The organism is Antrihabitans stalactiti, assembly GCF_012932915.1.
In the GTDB taxonomy this organism is placed as follows: domain Bacteria; phylum Actinomycetota; class Actinomycetes; order Mycobacteriales; family Mycobacteriaceae; genus Antrihabitans; species Antrihabitans stalactiti.
This window is the reverse complement of record NZ_VCQU01000019.1, coordinates 1-18,191: the sequence shown is the minus strand read 5'-3', so window position 1 is coordinate 18,191 and position 18,191 is coordinate 1. Positions and strand designations below refer to the sequence as shown.

General features: G+C 62.0%; 18 protein-coding genes. 12 read left to right on the top strand and 6 right to left on the bottom strand.

What is annotated here, in order from left to right; genetic code table 11:
* Positions 1 to 40 precede the first annotated feature (40 nt).
* The 6 genes from FGL95_RS31390 (at position 41) to FGL95_RS31365 (ending at position 6,348) form a co-directional block, all read left to right on the top strand.
* Positions 41 to 583, top strand: a complete 543-nt coding sequence (locus FGL95_RS31390) for a Dps family protein (RefSeq protein WP_169594827.1) — start codon at positions 41 to 43, stop codon at positions 581 to 583.
* 74 nt (positions 584 to 657) lie between these two features.
* Positions 658 to 1,209: a DUF1697 domain-containing protein gene (locus tag FGL95_RS31385; protein WP_169594825.1), complete on the top strand. Its 552-nt coding sequence runs from the start codon at positions 658 to 660 to the stop codon at positions 1,207 to 1,209.
* The gene (locus tag FGL95_RS31380) at positions 1,206 to 1,601 is read left to right on the top strand and encodes a RidA family protein (RefSeq protein WP_169594823.1); all 396 of its coding nucleotides are present in this window, start codon (positions 1,206 to 1,208) and stop codon (positions 1,599 to 1,601) included. Before FGL95_RS31385 ends, FGL95_RS31380 begins: the two co-directional genes overlap by 4 nt.
* A gap of 146 nt (positions 1,602 to 1,747) precedes the next feature.
* On the top strand, positions 1,748 to 3,274 hold the full coding sequence (locus tag FGL95_RS31375) for an alpha/beta fold hydrolase (RefSeq protein WP_169594821.1): 1,527 nt from the start codon (positions 1,748 to 1,750) through the stop codon (positions 3,272 to 3,274).
* Positions 3,271 to 4,785 (top strand): serine hydrolase domain-containing protein, encoded by a 1,515-nt coding sequence (locus tag FGL95_RS31370; protein ID WP_169594820.1) that lies wholly within the window; start codon positions 3,271 to 3,273, stop codon positions 4,783 to 4,785. Before FGL95_RS31375 ends, FGL95_RS31370 begins: the two co-directional genes overlap by 4 nt.
* 15 nt (positions 4,786 to 4,800) lie before the next feature.
* Complete coding sequence (locus tag FGL95_RS31365; RefSeq protein WP_169594818.1) at positions 4,801 to 6,348, top strand: alpha/beta hydrolase; 1,548 nt, start codon at positions 4,801 to 4,803, stop codon at positions 6,346 to 6,348.
* Between the two features lie 189 nt (positions 6,349 to 6,537).
* Here the strand turns inward: FGL95_RS31365 and FGL95_RS31360 are convergent, their stop codons facing one another.
* A complete protein-coding gene (locus tag FGL95_RS31360; protein ID WP_169594816.1) occupies positions 6,538 to 8,001 on the bottom strand; it encodes a WS/DGAT/MGAT family O-acyltransferase in 1,464 nt (487 codons plus the stop codon).
* A gap of 226 nt (positions 8,002 to 8,227) precedes the next feature.
* Here FGL95_RS31360 and FGL95_RS31355 point away from each other — a divergent pair, with 226 nt between their 5' ends.
* Positions 8,228 to 9,421, top strand: coding sequence for a serine hydrolase domain-containing protein (locus FGL95_RS31355; protein WP_169594814.1), 1,194 nt, complete (start codon positions 8,228 to 8,230; stop codon positions 9,419 to 9,421).
* A 59-nt stretch (positions 9,422 to 9,480) separates the two neighbouring features.
* On the opposite strand, the gene FGL95_RS31350 is transcribed toward FGL95_RS31355, so the two are convergent.
* A complete protein-coding gene (locus FGL95_RS31350; RefSeq protein WP_420838105.1) occupies positions 9,481 to 11,196 on the bottom strand; it encodes a GMC oxidoreductase in 1,716 nt (571 codons plus the stop codon).
* 127 nt (positions 11,197 to 11,323) lie between these two features.
* On the opposite strand from FGL95_RS31350, the gene FGL95_RS31345 reads away from it, so the two are divergent.
* Positions 11,324 to 12,571, top strand: coding sequence for a PucR family transcriptional regulator (locus FGL95_RS31345; RefSeq protein WP_169594810.1), 1,248 nt, complete (start codon positions 11,324 to 11,326; stop codon positions 12,569 to 12,571).
* Positions 12,572 to 12,817: 246 nt separating this feature from the next.
* Here the strand turns inward: FGL95_RS31345 and FGL95_RS31340 are convergent, their stop codons facing one another.
* Both FGL95_RS31340 and FGL95_RS31335 read right to left on the bottom strand, forming a co-directional pair.
* A complete protein-coding gene (locus FGL95_RS31340; RefSeq protein ID WP_169594808.1) occupies positions 12,818 to 13,645 on the bottom strand; it encodes a hypothetical protein in 828 nt (275 codons plus the stop codon).
* Positions 13,646 to 13,653: 8 nt separating this feature from the next.
* Complete coding sequence (locus tag FGL95_RS31335) at positions 13,654 to 14,109, bottom strand: hypothetical protein (RefSeq protein ID WP_169594806.1); 456 nt, start codon at positions 14,107 to 14,109, stop codon at positions 13,654 to 13,656.
* Between the two features lie 294 nt (positions 14,110 to 14,403).
* On the opposite strand from FGL95_RS31335, the gene FGL95_RS31330 reads away from it, so the two are divergent.
* A complete protein-coding gene (locus FGL95_RS31330; RefSeq protein ID WP_169594804.1) occupies positions 14,404 to 14,664 on the top strand; it encodes a hypothetical protein in 261 nt (86 codons plus the stop codon).
* Positions 14,665 to 14,907, top strand: a complete 243-nt coding sequence (locus FGL95_RS31325) for a hypothetical protein (protein ID WP_169594803.1) — start codon at positions 14,665 to 14,667, stop codon at positions 14,905 to 14,907.
* A 161-nt stretch (positions 14,908 to 15,068) separates the two neighbouring features.
* Here FGL95_RS31325 and FGL95_RS31320 read toward each other — a convergent pair whose 3' ends face one another.
* Together FGL95_RS31320 and FGL95_RS31315 are read right to left on the bottom strand one after the other, a co-directional pair.
* Complete coding sequence (locus FGL95_RS31320; RefSeq protein ID WP_169594801.1) at positions 15,069 to 15,629, bottom strand: hypothetical protein; 561 nt, start codon at positions 15,627 to 15,629, stop codon at positions 15,069 to 15,071.
* A gap of 77 nt (positions 15,630 to 15,706) precedes the next feature.
* Positions 15,707 to 16,303, bottom strand: coding sequence for a recombinase family protein (locus FGL95_RS31315; protein WP_169594799.1), 597 nt, complete (start codon positions 16,301 to 16,303; stop codon positions 15,707 to 15,709).
* A gap of 269 nt (positions 16,304 to 16,572) precedes the next feature.
* Between FGL95_RS31315 and FGL95_RS31310 the strand changes: the two genes are divergently transcribed.
* Positions 16,573 to 17,190, top strand: coding sequence for a hypothetical protein (locus FGL95_RS31310; RefSeq protein ID WP_169594797.1), 618 nt, complete (start codon positions 16,573 to 16,575; stop codon positions 17,188 to 17,190).
* A 40-nt stretch (positions 17,191 to 17,230) separates the two neighbouring features.
* Complete coding sequence (locus FGL95_RS31305; protein ID WP_169594795.1) at positions 17,231 to 17,995, top strand: hypothetical protein; 765 nt, start codon at positions 17,231 to 17,233, stop codon at positions 17,993 to 17,995.
* The last annotated feature ends 196 nt before the right edge of the window (positions 17,996 to 18,191 follow it).

Sequence of the window (18,191 nt, the reverse complement as noted above, 5' to 3'; positions counted from 1 at the left end):
AACCGGTTTGGGTCCGCCGGTCGCGGGGTAGTCGATAATCATGCCGACATTCACAATTCCCGGATTGACGAACGAGCAGGGTACGGAAGTTGCCGAACTGCTGCAGCAGCGACTCAGCGCATACAACGACCTGCATCTCACGTTGAAGCACGTCCACTGGAATGTAGTGGGGCCTAACTTCATCGGGGTGCACGAGATGATCGACCCGCAGGTCGAGATTGTTCGCGGATATGCCGATCAGGTCGCCGAGCGTATTGCCGCTTTGGGTAAGTCGCCACAGGGGACGCCCGGCGCGATCGTGCGCGATCGGACGTGGGACGACTATTCAGTCGGCCGCGACGTCGTCGCAGCACACCTGGCCGCACTGGATCTCGTCTACACCGGCGTGATCGAGAACAGCCGCAAGATCATCGAGCGGGTCGGGGAGATCGACCCGATCACCGAGGACATCCTCATCGGCCACACTGCCGAACTCGAACAATTCCAGTGGTTCGTCCGCGCGCACCTGGAGAACGCGGGCGGCCGCCTCGTCCACGACGGCGCAGACACCGAGAAGGACGCTGCCGACGCCGCCAAGGATTGACCAATAGCCGCACCCCTCGTGAGTCTTTTCGGAGTCTATAGACTCCGAAAAGACTCACAGTAGTATGTCGGGTGATGACTACCTACGTGGTTCTTCTACGCGGCATCAATGTCGGGGGAAAGAACACCGTCTCCATGGCGGCGCTGAAAAGCCTGCTCGTGGAACTCGGTTACATGAATGTGTCGACGTACATTGTGAGTGGCAATGTCGTCGTCGAGTCGGACAAACCGGCAGCCCGGATCAAGGCTCAGATCGAAACCGCTTTGACCAAGAATTTCGATCTCGATGACGAACTGATCAAGGTATTGGTGTTGAGTCACCACCAGCTCCGTTCGATTATCGAAAATAAGCCGAAGGGCTTCGGTGACGAGCCGGGGAAATACCACAGCGACGTGATCTTCCTGATGGAAATCAGCGTCGACGATGCGCTGCCCATATTCAATCCGCGTGCGGGCGTCGATGCGATTTGGCCAGGTGACGGGGTCATCTACTCGCGTCGGCTGAGCGCTGAACGTACCAAGAGCCGTTTGAGCGCAATGATGGCGTCGCCGCTCTACAAGTCGATGACCATCCGGAACTGGAATACGACAACAAAGCTCCTGGCTATCGCCGACAGGGATGCATGAATGTGAAAATCACGCACGTTAACCCGGACGACTTGGCCAAGAGTCCGGCATTCTCACAGGCTGTTTTGGCGGAAGGCGGTAAAACGCTCTATATCGGCGGACAGAATGGAATCGCGTCCGACGGCACAATGGCAGGCGATACTCTCGGTGCCCAGACGGAACAGGCGTTGAAGAATATTCTCGCGATTCTGAAAACCGTCGGCGCCTCGCAGGAAAACGTTGTCAAGCTCACGATATACATCGGGAAAGGGCAAGATATCCGGGAGGGGTTCGCTGCATCGCAAAAGGTCTGGGGAAATCACGCCACGGCGATTACCAGCCTTATCGTCGAAAGCCTCGCTGTACCCGGAGCGCTCGTGGAGATCGAGGCTATCGCGGTAGTGGACGCGTAGCCGTCGGACCTGGGCGGATGATCAACTTCCACACATCCGCTCGAAAACCTTCGGCAAGGCCCCAAGTGTGCCAGGATTTATTTCGGTAAATACTCGGGCCGAGCCCGAACTCGATGTTTGGGTGGCTGCCAAAAAAGGTGGTCGACATGCGGTGTGTGAACCGGTTGACAGCGGTCGTATTTGTCTCGATTCTCGTTGGTTCCGCGTGCAGTAGCAATTCCGATTCATCGCAATCGCCGCCGACGACCGTCGACCATCCGCCCGCCCAGTTCGTATCCGGTCCGTGCGCACAGACGCCGACCCCCGTACCGATGTTGGATGGCGCGCGCTGCGGCGAGCTGACGGTGCCACTGCAACGCACGAAGTCCGACGACAAGACCATTCGCCTTGCGGTGGCGACGATTCCGTCGAAAACGCAGCCGCCGACGAAGGTGCCGCTCGTGGTTCTGACCGGCGGACCTGGTCAGGATGCCCTCGCGTCTCCGCCGCTCAACCCCGACGTACCGCTGAACGGCGATCGCGACGTGATCCTCATGGGGCAGCGAGGCAACTTGACGTCGAGCATCAAGATGGCATGCCCCGAGATCGACAAGTTCGCCATCAGCCGCCTCGGCTTGGTGTACGACGCGAAGACCACGGGGGATACCTACGTCCAGGCGGTGAAAGAGTGCCGTGACCGCCTTGCTCCTGGAGTCGACTTCACGGCGTTCAATTCGACGGACAGCGCCTATGACCTCATCGACCTGCGCAAGGCTTTGAAGATCGACAAATGGGACGTCTTCACACACTCCTACGGCACCGACCTCGGGCTGATCTACTTGCGCATGGACGCACCTGCGATCGAAGCGATCGCGTTCGATGGCGTAACACCGCCCTCGGTCGCCGCCCTCGGCTGGACGTGGGCAAGCGTAAAACAAGCGTTCGACAACATGATCAAGGCGTGCGAACAGCAACCGGCGTGTAAGGAGCGTTATCCCGATTTGGGTGCAACGTTCATTCGGCTGGTCGGCGAACTCGAGAAGAATCCCGTCACCACAATGGTCGACGACACGAAGGTCGTCATCGACGGTGGGAAGCTGCTTGCCTGGTTTACGCCAGTGGCCACCCACCTGCCCGTCGACTTTCCCGCCCAGATCGACGCACTCGACCACGGTGATCCGGGACCGGTTGCTCGGTCGATGGTCATGGCGTTCGGAAATCCTGAGGGAATCGGATTCTTGGCCTGGGGTATGACCTTGAGCATCTGGTGCAGCGAATGGGTTCCGTTCGAGAGTCTCGACGATCAACTCCAGAAGGCGAACGACGCGTTCCCGCAGTTCCCCGACTCGGTCAAGGCGCAGGCGCCGCAGTTGCCGTTCCTGCGTGAGGCTTGTGCTGCGTGGAATGTGCCGAAGGCGCCCGACTCGATCCGGGACATCACCGAGAGCGACGTTCCTTCGCTCGTACTGTCAGGCAGTTACGACGGCCAGACCGGTCCGGTATGGGGTGACTACATCGCAAAGAACCTGTCGCAGTCCGTCGTTGCGGTCGTGCCCGGCGCCGCGCATGGCGTGTACGCGGAACCTTGTGGTGCCGAGATCATTGCCTCGTTCTTCGACAATCCGACGAAGCCGAACACGAGTTGCGAGGACTCGACGCCACTTCCCACGTACAGCATCGCTCCACCGCGATGACCGCCCCTGGGGTGTCCCGTCGGGCGGTGCTGGGTGGGGCCATCGCCGGGCTTGCCGTATTGGGATTGCAGGGGTGCTCGTCGAAGCAAGCCTCGAACACGCCGGACTCGAAAACGCGATTCGCCGAACTCGACGCCAAGATCGAGCACGCGATGAAGGCCTACGCGATTCCGGGAGTCGCGGTCGGCGTGATCGCTGGGGAAGACGAGTACATCAAGGGATACGGCGTCACCAACGTCGACCATCCCGTCGCGGTGGACGGCGACACCGTGTTCCGCATCGGCTCCACGACCAAGACGTTCACGGGAACAACAGTGATGCGTCTGGTCGACGAAGGCAGAGTCGATCTGAATGCGCCCGTGCGCCAATATCTTCCAGACTTCGCCGTCGCGGATGCGGACGCCAGTGCGACGGTCACTGTGCGGCAACTGCTCAATCACACGTCCGGTTGGCTCGGTGACGATCTCCAGGATTTCGGGCGAGGGGACGACGCGGTCGCGCGGTTTGTCGCGTCGATGACCCGCCTGCCGCAGCGAACTCCGCCGGGCGCCGTTTTCACCTACAACAACGCCGGTCTTGTAGTGGCCGGGCGAATCGTCGAGGTCGTCACCGGAGCGGTCTATGAGAATGCGGTCCAGAAGATGGTGTTGGACCCGCTCGCGTTGAATCACACCCATTTCTTCACAGACCAGATCATCGGCTCGAACATTGCCGCCTCGCACAACGTCGTAGACGGGAAAGCCGTTGTCGACGAGGGTTTCTGGCACTTCCCGCGTAGTTGCAACCCGACCGGGTCGTTGATGTCGACCGTGCGGGATCAGCTGAGCTACGCGCGCTTCCACCTCGGCGAAGGAACGGCGCCCGACGGAACCCGGCTGATGAGCAAGGACGCTCTCGTCGCGATGCGCTCCAACCCGGGAGCCGGCGGGACACTTCAGGTGGAACTCACCGGAATGGGCGTGTCCTGGATGCTGCGACCGTCCGCAGAGAACGAGACGATCGTCCAACATGGCGGGACCTGGGCGGGGCAACGATCCGGGTTCTTCATGGTGCCCAGCCGGAACTTCGCCATGACCGTTCTGACGAACTCCGAGGGCGGTGGAAAGTTGCTCGCAGAGCTATTCGCCGAGGACTGGTCGCTGCGTACGTTCGCTGGCGTCAGCAACCTGCCCGCGACGCCACAGCAGTTGAGTGCGTCCGATCTCGCACCCTTCGAGGGGCGATACGTGACCGACGACATTGATGCCGCAGGCGAACTGGGGCACGTTGCAATCGATTTCCGTGGCAAAGACGGCCAACTCGTCGGCACGATGAGCGATACCCCCGACGGCAATTTCGTTCCCGACGAGAATGCGGCCCCCGATCTCGGTCTCGCGTTCTACAAGACTGATTACGGCCTGGACCTAGGGCCCGACCTCCAGCCGGTCGGTAGCCGATCCAACTTCGTTCGCGGGTCCGACGGGAGCGTTGCCTGGTTCCTCAACCACGGCCGCCTTTACAAACGCCAATAGTCAGGTGGGCGAAAGATGCGACGTCTGAACAAGTTCACGGTCTTCGCATTTGCTGTGGCTCTCGTCAGCGGGGCGTGTAGCAATTCGAGCTCGCCGTCGGGTTCGACACCATCCACCGTCGATCACCCGCCTGCGCAGTTCGTCGCAGGGTCGTGCGCAAAGACGCCGGAACCAGTGCCGTTGCTTGCGAACGCGCGATGCGGTCAGTTGGTTGTGCCCGTCGATCGCACCAAGGCAGATGGTCCGACCATGCGGTTAGCCATCGCGATCATTCCTTCGGAAATGCAACCGCCGACCAAGGAACCGATTGTGTTCCTCCAAGGCGGGCCCGGTTTGGACGGGATCGCATCGCCCGCGGTTCCGTCTGCAGTCAGTCTCAACCACGATCGCGATCTGATTCTGTTCGGACAGCGTGGTACCCAGACGTCGAGTACTCCTCTTCTCTGTCCGGAGCAGGACAAGTTCTACGCCGCCCGAGTCGGGCTGGTGTACGACGCGCCTGCAACGGGCGAACTGGACGCGCAAGCAGTCAAGGAGTGCCGCGACAGGCTGGCGCCCACCAACGATCTCGCGGCGTACAACTCGACCGAAAGTGCCTACGACCTCATCGATTTGCGCAAGGCGCTCGGTCTGGAGAAGTGGGCCGTGTTCTCGCACTCGTACGGCACCACACTCGCACTCATCTACGTCAACATGGACGGCCCAGCTATTGCAGCCGTTGCGTACGACGGCGTGACACCTCCATCGGTCGGCGGAATGGCGTGGACCTGGCCGAGCGCTAGGGCTGCGTTCGACGGCGTGATGCAGGCGTGCGAAGCGCAGGCCGCGTGCAAAGACCGTTACCCCGGTCTGAGTGCGACGTTCATCAGGCTGGTCGAACAACTCGAGAAGAACCCCGCCACCACGACCGTCGACATCCCGGGGCACGGGGCCACGAAAGTTGTCATCGACGGTGGCACCTTGCTGACGTGGTTCGTCGGCATGTCCGGTCGTCTGACTGCCGGTATCCCCGCGGCGATCGACGAACTCGACCACGGGAATCCGCAGACGGTCGCCATGCAATATGCCTCCGGCTGGGTGAACACCGAACTCTCCAACGCGACGGTGGCAACCGGCCTCACCTTGAGCATCTGGTGCAGTGAATGGGTTCCGTTCGAGACACCGCAGGCGTCGATGGATGAAGCGAAGAAGGCGTTTCCTGACTTCCCGGATTCGGTGCTCGCGCAGGCGCCGCAACTCGCGTTCCTGCGCGAGGAATGCGCTGCGTGGAATGTGCCGAAGGCCGCTGACTCGGTCCGAAACGTCACGAAGAGCGACATCCCCTCGCTGGTTGTCACGGGCAGTTTCGACGCGCGGACCGGACCGATGTGGGGGGAGTACATCGCGAAAGACCTCTCGCACGCCACGGTCGTCGTGATCCCGGGGTGGGGGCATGGAGTGTTTCTCAACCCATGCGGCGCGACCGTGATCGCCTCGTTCTTCGACGACCCGGGCAAGCCTGACACCGGTTGTGTGGGCTCGGTCCAAATCCCCGACTTCACGATCCTCCCGCCACGACAATGAGCATCGAAGGTGGCCCGCTGACCGACGCTCGGGTGTCGCGTCGGTCCGTGCTCACGGGTGCCGCCCGGGCTTGGCAGTGCAAGGACTGCAGGGCGTGCTCGTCGACGTACTCGACTACGAGGCGAGTCGACGCGTGCTCACGAATCGCAGCCATGGACGCCTTTTACACGAAGGAATACCTTCTCGGATCTACCCGCTCGGGTTGTCTTGCAATTGCAACTCGTCGAGAGATTCGTGCATCCATTCGATGAGCTTCCACGCGTCCGGCATCTGTTCGCGGTCGACGACTATTCCGATGTCGATGTGGTCGCAGTAGCTGAAGACGGTGATGTTGAGCCCAATTCCGTCGCTGATCACCGAGACGGGGTGGACGGCCTCGACGGTAGCTCCTGCGAGATAGAGGGGTGTCCTAGGCCCAGGAACGTTGGATACCACCAGATTCCAGATGGGTGTGCCGTTTGCGGTGAGTGCGAATACCGCGCGTGTGGCCTGCGCGAAGAGTGCCGGGTGAATCATTTCGGACGAGTCCTGCATCAACGATGCCGGCAGGGCCCTATGCCGTTCCTTCGCTGATCGCAGGGATTCGCTGGTACGCCGCAATCGGGTCGTGGGGTCTGGCTCGTTCGTGTAGAGCGGGGCGGTCATTACACCGACTCGATTACCGAATGTGCCAGCCTGTTCCGCAGTTCGCACGGAGACCGGGATCTCGACGACGAGCGGCACGTCGGGCAATTCGTCGTGCTCGATAAGCCAGCGGCGCACCGCGCCGGCGCACACAGCGACGATGACGTCGTTGAGAGTGCAGCTGTTCGCGTTCTTGACGGCCTTCGCGTCAGCCAAGGCCATGCGCCCGATGGCGACTCGACGATGAGCGGACACGCGACCGTTGAAGGAGGTTCGCGGCGGCTCGAGGGCGGTCTGTTCCAGCAACAGCGGTTCCCGACGGAACGTGCTCGATATCCGGGTAGCTGTGCGGCCCAAGGATTTTGCGCCTGGAATGGCGCCGAGCAGCGGCACGTCCGTCAGGTTGGGAATCGTCGAAGGCGTCGCCTTCATCGCCCGTGCCCAGTATCGCGGCGTGCCGAGCAGGCCACGGCCCAGCATCGCGAGTTGGCTTGGCGGTCGTTCCGGTTCGGATTCGGACGATGGCTCGTGGTGGACGTCACCGCCGGTGGGCGAGGAGTCGAGCAGGATCGACAGCAACTCCACTCCCGACACCCCGTCGACGGCTGCGTGATGGATTTTGGTGAGCATGGCGACGTGTCCGTCGGCGAGACCATGAATCAGGTAGAGCTCCCAGAGCGGGCGAGACCGGTCGAGCGGCCGAGCAACGATGCGAGCGACGACCTCGGCCAGCTTCTCGTCTGTGCCTGGTTGCGGTACCGCCAGGTCACGGACGTGATACTCGACGTCGAAGTCCGGATCGTCGATCCAGTACGGATAGTCCATACCGAGCGGAACTTCTTGCAGCTTCCATCGAAACGGTGGCAGGAGGTGTAATCGATCGGCGACGACCTGCTGCAGATCAGCAAGGTCGATTGCCCCGGCGTGCGCTGTGCTCGGGTCGAGAATGAGGAGCATCGACACGTGCCCGGTGTGAGTTGGTGATTCCATCGCCAGAAACTGCGCGTCGAGCGCTGTCAACTGTCTCATGCAACCAGCTTCGTCATCCTGAGCGCGTCGCGCGAAGAGTTCGGCAAACTTCCTGACCGCATTGGTGACAAGGCGATCTCCTAATGTCATCCCGTCCTTTGTCGGGCTAGACATAGGTTGACGTCCGACGTTGCAACGACGCTTGGCACACTCGCCAACAACGGTCCACCGGCTTGTTCTGCGGAACAAGCAACGACCGGAATCTGCTCTTTAGGCTCGTAGAACCATGAAAAATTCACCTCACATCAACGGTGATGCCGACGAGGGTTTCGGGCGTGTAGTCGACGAATTCCGACGCAACTTCACATCTCGCGGAGACATCGGCGCAGCACTGGCCGTCTATCAGGGAGATCGTCCGGTCATCGACCTCTGGGCCGGCGTGCGCGACAAGAACACCGGCGCGCTCTGGGAGCGCGACACAACCGTCAACATCTTCTCCAGCACCAAAGGCATTGCGGCGCTGGTGCTCGCTACGGCGGTGTCGGCGGGGATTCTCGACTATGACGAACCGGTCGCGACGTACTGGCCGGAATTCGCCTCCCACGGTAAGGGCGCGATCACGGTCCGACAGCTGATCGATCACCAAGCCGGACTGCATTCACTGCACGGCAAGGCTCTGTCGCTCGCCGACCTTGCCGACCTCGACCTCGTCGCCGACGTCATCGCCGACCAGAAACCGGCATGGCAACCTGGGACACGTCAGGGCTACCACACCGTCACCCTCGGGCTGTACGAGAACGAGCTGTTCCGTCGTGTCGACCCCGGCGGTCGCACCATCGGGCGTTACGTCGCCGAAGAAATTGCAACTCCACTCGGCGTGGACCTCGCGATCGGATTGTCGCCTGAGCGCGACATCGACGATATCGCTCAACTGTCGGTGTCGACGCCGCTCGGTGTGCTCAAGCACGAACGGCATGTCCCCTTCCGCTTGTTGGCGGGTTTCGGTGCGAAGCGTGGAACTTTCTACGCGACGATGAAGAACCCGCCTATCGGCGATCCGTGGGACGCGCGGCGCCACGAACTTCTCGATATCGAACTGGCCAGCGGCAACGGGGTCGGTAATGCGCGGGCGCTTGCGCGCGTGTACGGGGCAGCCGCCGCAGACACCGGCGAGTTGGCCATCAAACGAGCGGTGCTCGACCAGCTTGCTGCTGTGGGCAACGTGCCCGCACCCGACGCGGTCCTCGGTATCCCGACGCGCTATCACCTTGGTTTGCGCAAATCGACTCCGACGTTTCAGTTCGGCTCACGCGACAACCGCGCGTACGGCACCCCCGGGCTCGGCGGATCGATCGGCTTCGCCGATCCCTCTACGGGAATCGGGTTCGGCTACACCATGAATCGGCTTGGCCTCGCGATCGTCGCCGAGCAGCGCTGCGAGAAGTTGCGGGGTGCCGTGTTCGACGCACTCGGCGCCTGACCGCTCGATCGGCGGCGATCACCCTCCTACGAGGTGATCGCCGCCGATCCTTTCGACTGCTAGCCCACGTCGACGATCGAGAGCCGAAGCACACCCGGGGCGTCCGCCGGGACAACAGGACGCGCTGGCGCGACCGGTGCGAGCACTTTGTATGCCGAGCCCGGCGCTGGTCGCTTGTCGGCCTCACCCTTGTTCGGCCAGAACGACATTGCGCGTTCGGCCTGAGCGGTGATGGTCAGCGACGGGTTTACACCGAGGTTGGCCGATACCGCCGCACCGTCGACCACGTGCAGACCGTCATAGCCGTAAATCCGGTGCCACGCGTCGATGACCCCCGTTTCGGCGGAGTCGCCGATCGCGCAGCCGCCGAGGAAATGCGCGGTCATCGGCTTGTTCGCAATCTCACCGACCGTGCCGCCGGGTACGCCGTTGATCTTTTCGGCCACTCGGCGAGTGACCTTGTTGCCGAGGGGAATCCAGTTCGGGCTGGGCTCGCCGTGGCCGTCTTTGGAGGTAAGCGTGTAGCGGCCGAACGCGGTCTTGCGGCCGCTGACGGTGATTGAATTGTCGACCGTCTGCATGACGGTGAGGACGACCGAGCGTTGTTCCCAGTGCCGCACCCAGCCGAAACGCAGGTACATCGGGTGTTTGGCGACTTGCTTGACCCATTCGAAGAAGCGCGGATATTTCGTATCGCCGTCGGTCATCGCCGTCTGCAGTAGCGACATCGCACTGTTGCCTGTGCCGAAATGGTTCGGTTCGATGTGGGTGTTCTCGTCCGGGTGGAACGAGGAGGTGAGCGCAATGCCCTGACTGTGATCGACCGGCGACTTCTTGGCCGTCGCGACGAGAATCGCCTCGGAATTGGTGCGTGTCAACACGCCGAGCCTCGACGAGATCTTCGGCAGCACACCTGTGTCGCGCATTTGGTGCAACAACTTCTGTGTGTTGTAGGTTCCTGCACTGAAGACGACCTGCTCCGCGGTGAACATGCGGCGGTGCTTCTTGCGTCGACCCGACTTCCCCGTAACGACCGTCTCGACGACGTAGCCGCCGCCCGGTCTCGGCCGCACAACCGTCACCGTAGTCATCGGATGTACTTCGGCGCCTGCATTTTCCGCAAGGTAGAGGTAGTTGCGGTCGAGGGTGTTCTTCGCGTTGTACTTGCAACCGGACATGCAGGAACCGCACTTGATGCACGTCGTCCGCGTAGGGCCGACGCCTCCGAAGTACGGGTCCTCCACATCGGTCCCCTCGGGCGTGCCTGGACCGCCGAAAAACACACCGACCGGCGTCGGGTGGAAGGTGTCGCCGACACCCATCTCGTCCGCGATTTCCTTCAGGATTCGGTCGGCGTCGGTGTGAACCGGATTCTCGACGACACCGAGCATCCGTTTTGCCTGGTCGTAGTACGGGGCGAGTTCGGCACGCCAGTCGGCGATATGGCGCCATTGTTTGTCCTGGTAGAACGCGTCCAAGGGCTCGTACAACGTGTTGGCGTACAGGAGCGATCCGCCGCCGACACCGGCCGCGCCGAGGGCCACCACGTGGGGCAGCACCTGGATGCGCTGCATCCCGTACCAGCCGAGTTTCGGGGCCCAGATGAAGTTCTTGCTATCCCACGACGTCTTGGGATAGTTCGTCGCGTCGAAGCGTCGTCCCGCCTCGAACACGCCGACCTTGTACCCCTTCTCGGTCAGCCGGAGCGCGCTCACGGATCCGCCGAAGCCGGATCCGATCACAGCGACGTCGTAGTCGAATGTCGTTTTCTGAATCAAGGGAGTCTCCATCAGGTGTTTCGTGGGCTCCGACAAGAATCGTCCCAGCACGGATCGCAAGTCTTGGGTGTCGCGCCAAATGAAGGTCGTTAGATTGTCCTGGCAGACAAACGCGAGGTGGACGATGCCGAACAACGAGGTCGCGCAGTGGATCAGTCGGTACGTCGTGGAGACCGACAACCGGACCAGCATCGAGCGGCTGACCCTGATGGTCGACGAAATGATTCTTGCGGTCGTCCCGTCGCTGGCGTCCGACGAGACGATGCGTGCAGAGCTACACGCAAGCACACGCGCGCATTGGCGCGGCTTCTATCTGGCGCTCGGGCGTGAGTCCTTCGAGCCCAACCCGCCGGCAGAAGCGCTCGAGTGGGCCCGAACCGTTGCGCGGCGCGGACTGGATCTCGGGGTGCTCCTCAAGTCTTATCGCATCGGTCAGCGCGCACTGTGGGAGTACTTGACGCGACTGCTCGACGACGAGATCGTCGATGTCGAGCTGCGATCGGCCGTGCTGCGCGAGATCTGGGACCGAGCAGCCGTGTGGCTCGACGCGGCGATAGAGCAGGTTGTCATCACTTACTCCGACGAGCGGGAGCAATGGCGGCGCGGAGCGCTTGCCCGGCGGGTCGCGACCGTGCGGTCGATCTTGCGCGGCGATGTCATCGACGTCGACCACGCCGCCGGTGAGTTGGGGCACACACTGCACTTGCACCAAACTGCGTTCGTACTCTGGGCCGACGACACGACACCCGACGCCGCGGTGACACCAGCACTGGAGAGCCTCGCCACCCACCTCGCCCGCGCTGTCGACGGCGCGCCTCCCCTGACGATGACCAGCGGCGCACGCGGACTGTGGGTGTGGGTCGCCACTACAACTTCGCGCTATCACGATGTGTATGCGGAGGTACAGCCGTCGGCTGCGGGTATTCACATTGCCGCAGGTTCGACAGGGTTGGGCCTGAAAGGTTTTCGCCGAAGTCACCGCGAAGCCCTTGCCGCGCAACGGGTCGCAATCGAATCCCACTCCACAGCAGCCCTGACCCGATACTCAGATATCGAACTCGTCTGCCTGGTCAGCGGCGACGGGAGCCTCGACATGATGCGCACGCTGGTCGAACGTGAACTGCGAGGGCTCGCAGGCCCGGACGAAAGCAACAAACGACTGCGCGAAACCGCACTCGTATTCCTCACCAACGGTGGCGACGCCGCTGCAGCAGCCGCAACCCTTGCCCTGCACCCGAATACGGTGCGCTACCGGATTCGCCAGGCAGAACAACAGATGGGCCACACCATCGACGAACGACGAGCACACGTCGAGATCGCCCTGCGATGTGCACAGACCTATAGCGATTTCGTTTTGCCCGATGATCGCTGAGGTGTTCTTGGTTCCGCAGCCATGGATGTGGAGTGCCCCCGGCAGGATTCGAACCTGCGACCAAGGGACTAGCGGTACATCCTATGCAAGGGTATGCAAACGGTGGCAGTGTGCGCACTTCAAGTGCAGGTGAGAGCCAGTTTGCCTAGCCTTGCCGGTCATTGCCTAGGCAACAACCTGCACCCGTAAACGACGAGTAAAAGGTGAACACACGCGGGGTCTGATCGCCGGTCGCCACTACCGCGCTCAGCTGACCGGCTGCCGCGCGATTGCCTCGTGGGCGGTCCGGATGCACGGCCCTGCGCCGTTGACGATCGCCTCGGCCATCCACGCCGCTTCGCGAACGTGCTCGTTCGCAGCGTCGGGCAGTTTGCCGGGGTGCGCCCAGAAGTACCGCCGAGCGTCGAACGTCGGATCGTCACTCGCCGTGAGGTACCCACGAGCGCGAAGATCTTGAACTTGCATCCACGTCTTGTCGAGATCCTCTTTCAGTTCGCGCAGACGGATCACAGCGGCAAGGCCCTTGGTTCGAGAGTCCAGCACACCGGCCTTTTCGAATTTTTCGACGTGGTCTCGCCAGTGTCCGGACAGCTCGCGCTCCCAGTTGTGCGCCGTCCAGACGAGCATCTGTCCGCCTTCGACCACGAGCGGCGCACCGTCCTCCGCTTCGCGAACCCGCGACTCGCACCACGGCCCGAAGATGTCGGTGATCATCCCGTCGCCGAGCTTCCTGAGCGCCAGACCCGCTGCTCGCGAGGTACGGAACGTGATCTGGTTGGACGCGCGCCTGCGCTCCTTTCCGGTGATGCGCGCCTTCAACGCGAGCTGTTGCAGCAGCTCGTCGGCGTTGGTTTCGCCCGCGACGTAGCGATCTGCCACGACCTCGGTCAGGTCTTGCATCTCGGACTCATCGCCCGCGATCTCGGCGAGCATCCGCCTTTCGTCGGCGGTGATCGTGGCCAGCTCGGCGAGTGTCGCGGCGACTCGCTCGGTCGGCTCCACCCCCGAGGTCTTGACGATTCGCGACAGAAGCCGCGCCGTCGTCTCTGCGGTGTCGTAGTACTGAGTAGTCACTGTGTTCCTTACGGTTTCGGCGCGTAGCGCGCTCGGTTGCGTGCGGTGTTCTCTTCGGACCGGATCATCCGGTCGAGCCGCTTCTGGTCCCACTGCCGCTTGCGGCGCGGCCCTGCCTGCACGCGCTTGGCGACAAAGGCACCCAGCGGCGTCTGCCCAGGCTCGAACTCGGCGTCGGGCGCGACCGCTGCCAGCTCTTCGACGGCGCGAGCAGTGCGCTCCTCGATCTCGGGACTACGCCATTTGAAGCCGTCTTCGAAGAGCTTCTTCACGTCTTTGCGCAGCGCCATGAGCACGGGCCGGTACCGGTGAAACGGAGCTTCGCTCAGCATCTCCCAGTGCAGCGCGCTCGGTCCGCGCTTCGAGGACACCAAAAACGCCAGAATTCGCAGCGGGTGACCTTGCGGTAGCTGTTTCGGTATCGACTCGGAGAGAAAGTCTCCGGTGTTTTTCGCGCTGATCACATTCGCAATCGTAGAGCTACTTTCGCGCCCGCGCGAGAATGGATTACTCCGCGCGTGTTGTCAAGCAAATCCTTAGTTGCTAGTTGACAGACCGGCCTTAATTGCTAATTGCCAAACGCGTGTTGTCACATGCTCTGAGCTGCGGCGACGGTGCAAACTTGACGCCAAAAACTCGCCATTGTCTGATACGGGAACGCGCAGCGCTGACAGCTTGGAAGCGCGATGTCTTCGTTTAGCGCAAGTGCTAAAGTTAAGCGTGGGCTTCTACGCCCCAGGAAAGCGAGAACCTTCCCAATGAAAGACGAATCTACTTACGCGCGCTGGATTGCGTTGCATGGGAAATTGCATGCCGCAATGAGCGAGGCATACCAGGCGTATTGCTTGAGGAATTCCTGCGGCTGCAGCGACTACAGCGCGGACTGGACCGACGAGAACCAGCGCGGCTGGAACGCCGAAATGGACCGGATCACCGCCGAGTGGGCTCCCGAGTTCGAGGCGGTGCGGCAGCTACGCGCGGCGCAGCAGACGGCGACGAGCGAGGAGGAGGGCGAGTAGATGCCGACCGTCAAAGAGCTGATGCAGCAGTTGGCTGCTGGAGAATTGACCGTCGAGCAGGTCTGCGAGGTCATGCGCACGAAGACGCCCCGCGCGATACCGACATCGCGCGAATGGCCCGACGAGAACGACGCTCGCGCATACGACGACGATTCGCTTATCCATCTAGGCCATGCGAACGCGATGGGCCGCATCACCGATGAGGAGTACGACCGAATAGCTGCCGCGTTCGGTGCTGGTTGAGCTGGACAGCCGAGTGGTGCTGTGGGAGTGCGGGATTCGGTCTCTGATTAGAACAAGTTGATGCTCTTGCGGGAAGTCCAGACGCCTATCCGAAGCCGAAACGCGCTCGATTGCTGGCTCTTGACCGCCACTGCACAGGGAAATCTCACTGCACCGCAGCTCTACGCCAGCCGTAGCTCCCTGTCCTCCGCGAACGTTCGCTCCAGCCGCAGCCGACTGCGCTCGTGTGCGAGGTCTCGCGACCATTGCCTGCGGATCGCAAGGCGCGCGCTGAGTTCGAAGACCTCGATCACGTCGGCTTCGTCGGCGGCGATCGGATGCACGACCGCTATTTGCAAAAAGACATTGTCATCGTCATCTTCGGGATCGAGCAGCGCCACTGCCCATTGGTCTCGCATCGACGCAGGCAACACCCATGACACGTCCTGTGTTTGCCTGTGCAGGCGCAGCTTCGCCATTGCCCAAGGTAGGTCGGCCCTGGTCCATGCGCTGCGCGTAGCGGCCACCAGCTCGCCCGTGGCTGCGTCGTAGCGCAGCAGCGTGCTTGTGTACTGCGCTGTGGGTACGGCGCTGGCCGGGTAGCGCCTAGGGCGTGGCGGGTCTTGTGGTGGTGCTGGTGCTGGTGCCACTGCCGCAAGGTGCTGTACGCCCAGATACGTCGTGTCACGCTTTAGCTCAAGTGCTGGAACAATTTTCACAGTGCCGCCCTCGATGATCCGCATTCTCCCTTCCTACCTCAGGCATACGAGAAAGGGGCACGCCCTCGTCGGTGCGTACCCCTTGCGTGGTGTGGTTGCTGCTATGCGGCAGCGCCCTGGTCGTCGGCGAGGTAGCGGTACAGACTGGCCCGTGAACAGCCGAGTGTTGTGCAGATTACGGAAGCAGGTTCGCCCGCCGCCTTCATGCGACGTGCCAGAGCGGCTTGCTCGGCGTTCAGCACGCGCTTGCGCCCTGTGGAGCCGCCCCGAGCTGCGAGTGCGTCACGTGCGGCCTGAGCGCGTTCTGCGATCAAGTCTCGTTCGAGTTCGGCCATCACCGCGAACAATCCCGCGCAGGCGCGCCCTGCAGGCGTCGTCATGTCGAAACCCTCTCTCAGACTGACTATTGCCACGCCCTCGGCGGTCAGCTCGTGCAACGTGCGGAGGATCGTCGTCACAGATCGGCCCAGACGATCGAGCGCGATGATTGTCATCGTGTCGCCAGAGCGCAGATGCCTGCGTAGCTCGGCGAGCCCTGGCCGGTCGTCTCGGGTCCCGCTCATGGTGTCTCGGAAGATGTGTTCAGGCCGAACGCCTGCGGCAGTCAGAGCGTCGATCTGCTGGTCGAGGGTCTGTCGGGAAGTGGAGACGCGGGCATAGCCATAGCGTCGAGAATTTTCTTGGGGAGTGGGAGTCACCTCACTATTGTCTCAAAATCTGGCAAGTTGTGCAAAGTTGAGACAGGAGTTTTGAGACAAATTATGAGACACCGCGACCTGGGCTTTTCGCGCGAAAATTTTCTCGTCCGAGCCGGTCTCACTGCGAAAACAGTGAGACGGTCGTTTGGCCTCGCCACGGCCTGACCGACTGCTCGACCACCGAGGGGCGTGCGCCTTGGCGCATGCCCCTTTTGCTTTCTGCGCTTGTTTGCTAATTGCATTGCGCTAGTTCATGACACGATCGTGCGATGTCGACTGATCTTGACCCCGCTGCAGCACCGATACGCGCGCTGGGGCTCGAACTGATCCGAGAATTCGCCCGTACGCAGCACTCCGTAGATTGGGTGGTTGGCGCGTACTTCAAACAGACGACACCAGACCTACAGTTTTGGCTCGACCACAGAGGGGTGCTGAAGCGGATCGACGACGGGTTCCGCCCACGGTTACTTCAGGCTGTCGCCACCGCGTGGAAGGTCGATACCGATCTGTCGAAGTACGAAGACGTATTTCGCAAATGCAAAGAGATGCGCAACCTGCTGTCACACTCGGCTCAAATGGTGGAACTCGACGCCGACCGGCTGGAGGTGACGCGCAGGGTGCACGGATCCGGTCTGACACCCACTCCACCACCGAAGGTGGTCAGTCGCGAGGGGCTGACGAAACGTTTGCACGAGTGCGGATGGCTTGTCGCACACGCGCATTACGTCGCTACCGGACTCGCCGAACGGACTCTTCGCGGCGATCGGCCCATCGAAATTCTGCGGCCTTCCGCCGACCCCGCCGACTGGGACGGCCTGGAATTCCGGTTTGCCGAAGGTGAGACGGACTCTTCCGGACGCCCGGAAGACCCTCTTCAACTTCCATAATTACTAAATGCGTTGCGCTACTTCGTGACACGATCGGCAGATGACCAGCGACGGCGAGCCTTCGATCGATGCCAACGTGCTCGTACCAACGGCGACGGCGCAGGGGGTCGCCCCGGCACCGGTCGCGATTGTGGTCAACAACCTCTCACCGCAGTTTCTGTGGTCGGCACAGCACTTCGCGCGGCTCTGCGCCAAACGCGAGAACAAGATGGTCCGGCAGGGCATCGACAATCCCGATCGGCGTCTTCAGGCGCTTGCCATCGCCGCGATCTTGAACTCCGCAATGTTTCTGGAATCCCTCGTGAACGAGTTGTTCCTCGAAGCCGTCGCCGCGCAGTCGGCGACGCAGCTCAGCGGTCGGTTGGAGCTTCTCGGTACCGATGCGACGCGGTTGCTGGCGGACGATTGGAACTCCAACGAGGGGGCTGGGAACCACGACAACATCTTCGACAAGTTCCACAAGGCCCTCAACCTGACACAGAAGGGTTCGCTCGACACGGGCAACAGCACCTACGGCAGAGCAAAGATGCTGATCAAGCTTCGTAGCGACCTGGTGCACAGTAAGCCCGCGCCGGAATCGGTCGGCCCAAAACGCACTCCAAAAGGTGCGATGGAGAAGAAGTACCCCGGCATACGGCTCAACCGGCAGAACATCGGACCGTTCTGGCCTCACAAGCTGCTCGGCGCTGGCGTTGCGCAGTGGTCCTGTGAGACCGCCGAGGTGTTCGCGAACGAGTGGCTGGACACACTCGACCTGCCTCACGATTACGCCATCACACTCGAAAACGACTTCCCCCGACCGTGATGTGTCCCGGTACCGACATCCGGCGAGCGGATGTCGGCTCTGACGAGCGCGCCAGCGGGCCGTGATTCGGATCTGTCAACGGTCAGTTGGAACTCCGGGTCGACGGACACGAGTTCTCCGGATCCATGGACATCGGAACTCCGGGATCGACCGGCGTGACAGCACGCGATGAGGGTCGGGTAATTCGGAACAGCAA

Bases quoted from the DNA above. Each gene is read 5' to 3' on its own strand.
- FGL95_RS31310 (WP_169594797.1), top strand. From the start codon at position 16,573: ATGTCGACTGATCTTGACCCCGCTGCAGCACCGATACGCGCGCTGGGG.
- FGL95_RS31360 (WP_169594816.1), bottom strand. From the start codon at position 8,001: ATGAGACAGTTGACAGCGCTCGACGCGCAGTTTCTGGCGATGGAATCA.
- FGL95_RS31385 (WP_169594825.1), top strand. From the start codon at position 658: ATGACTACCTACGTGGTTCTTCTACGCGGCATCAATGTCGGGGGAAAG.
- FGL95_RS31370 (WP_169594820.1), top strand. From the start codon at position 3,271: ATGACCGCCCCTGGGGTGTCCCGTCGGGCGGTGCTGGGTGGGGCCATC.
- FGL95_RS31320 (WP_169594801.1), bottom strand. From the start codon at position 15,629: ATGCGGATCATCGAGGGCGGCACTGTGAAAATTGTTCCAGCACTTGAG.
- FGL95_RS31325 (WP_169594803.1), top strand. From the start codon at position 14,665: ATGCCGACCGTCAAAGAGCTGATGCAGCAGTTGGCTGCTGGAGAATTG.
- FGL95_RS31355 (WP_169594814.1), top strand. From the start codon at position 8,228: ATGAAAAATTCACCTCACATCAACGGTGATGCCGACGAGGGTTTCGGG.
- FGL95_RS31365 (WP_169594818.1), top strand. From the start codon at position 4,801: ATGCGACGTCTGAACAAGTTCACGGTCTTCGCATTTGCTGTGGCTCTC.
- FGL95_RS31390 (WP_169594827.1), top strand. From the start codon at position 41: ATGCCGACATTCACAATTCCCGGATTGACGAACGAGCAGGGTACGGAA.
- FGL95_RS31375 (WP_169594821.1), top strand. From the start codon at position 1,748: ATGCGGTGTGTGAACCGGTTGACAGCGGTCGTATTTGTCTCGATTCTC.
- FGL95_RS31380 (WP_169594823.1), top strand. From the start codon at position 1,206: ATGAATGTGAAAATCACGCACGTTAACCCGGACGACTTGGCCAAGAGT.
- FGL95_RS31345 (WP_169594810.1), top strand. From the start codon at position 11,324: ATGCCGAACAACGAGGTCGCGCAGTGGATCAGTCGGTACGTCGTGGAG.
- FGL95_RS31305 (WP_169594795.1), top strand. From the start codon at position 17,231: ATGACCAGCGACGGCGAGCCTTCGATCGATGCCAACGTGCTCGTACCA.
- FGL95_RS31330 (WP_169594804.1), top strand. From the start codon at position 14,404: ATGAAAGACGAATCTACTTACGCGCGCTGGATTGCGTTGCATGGGAAA.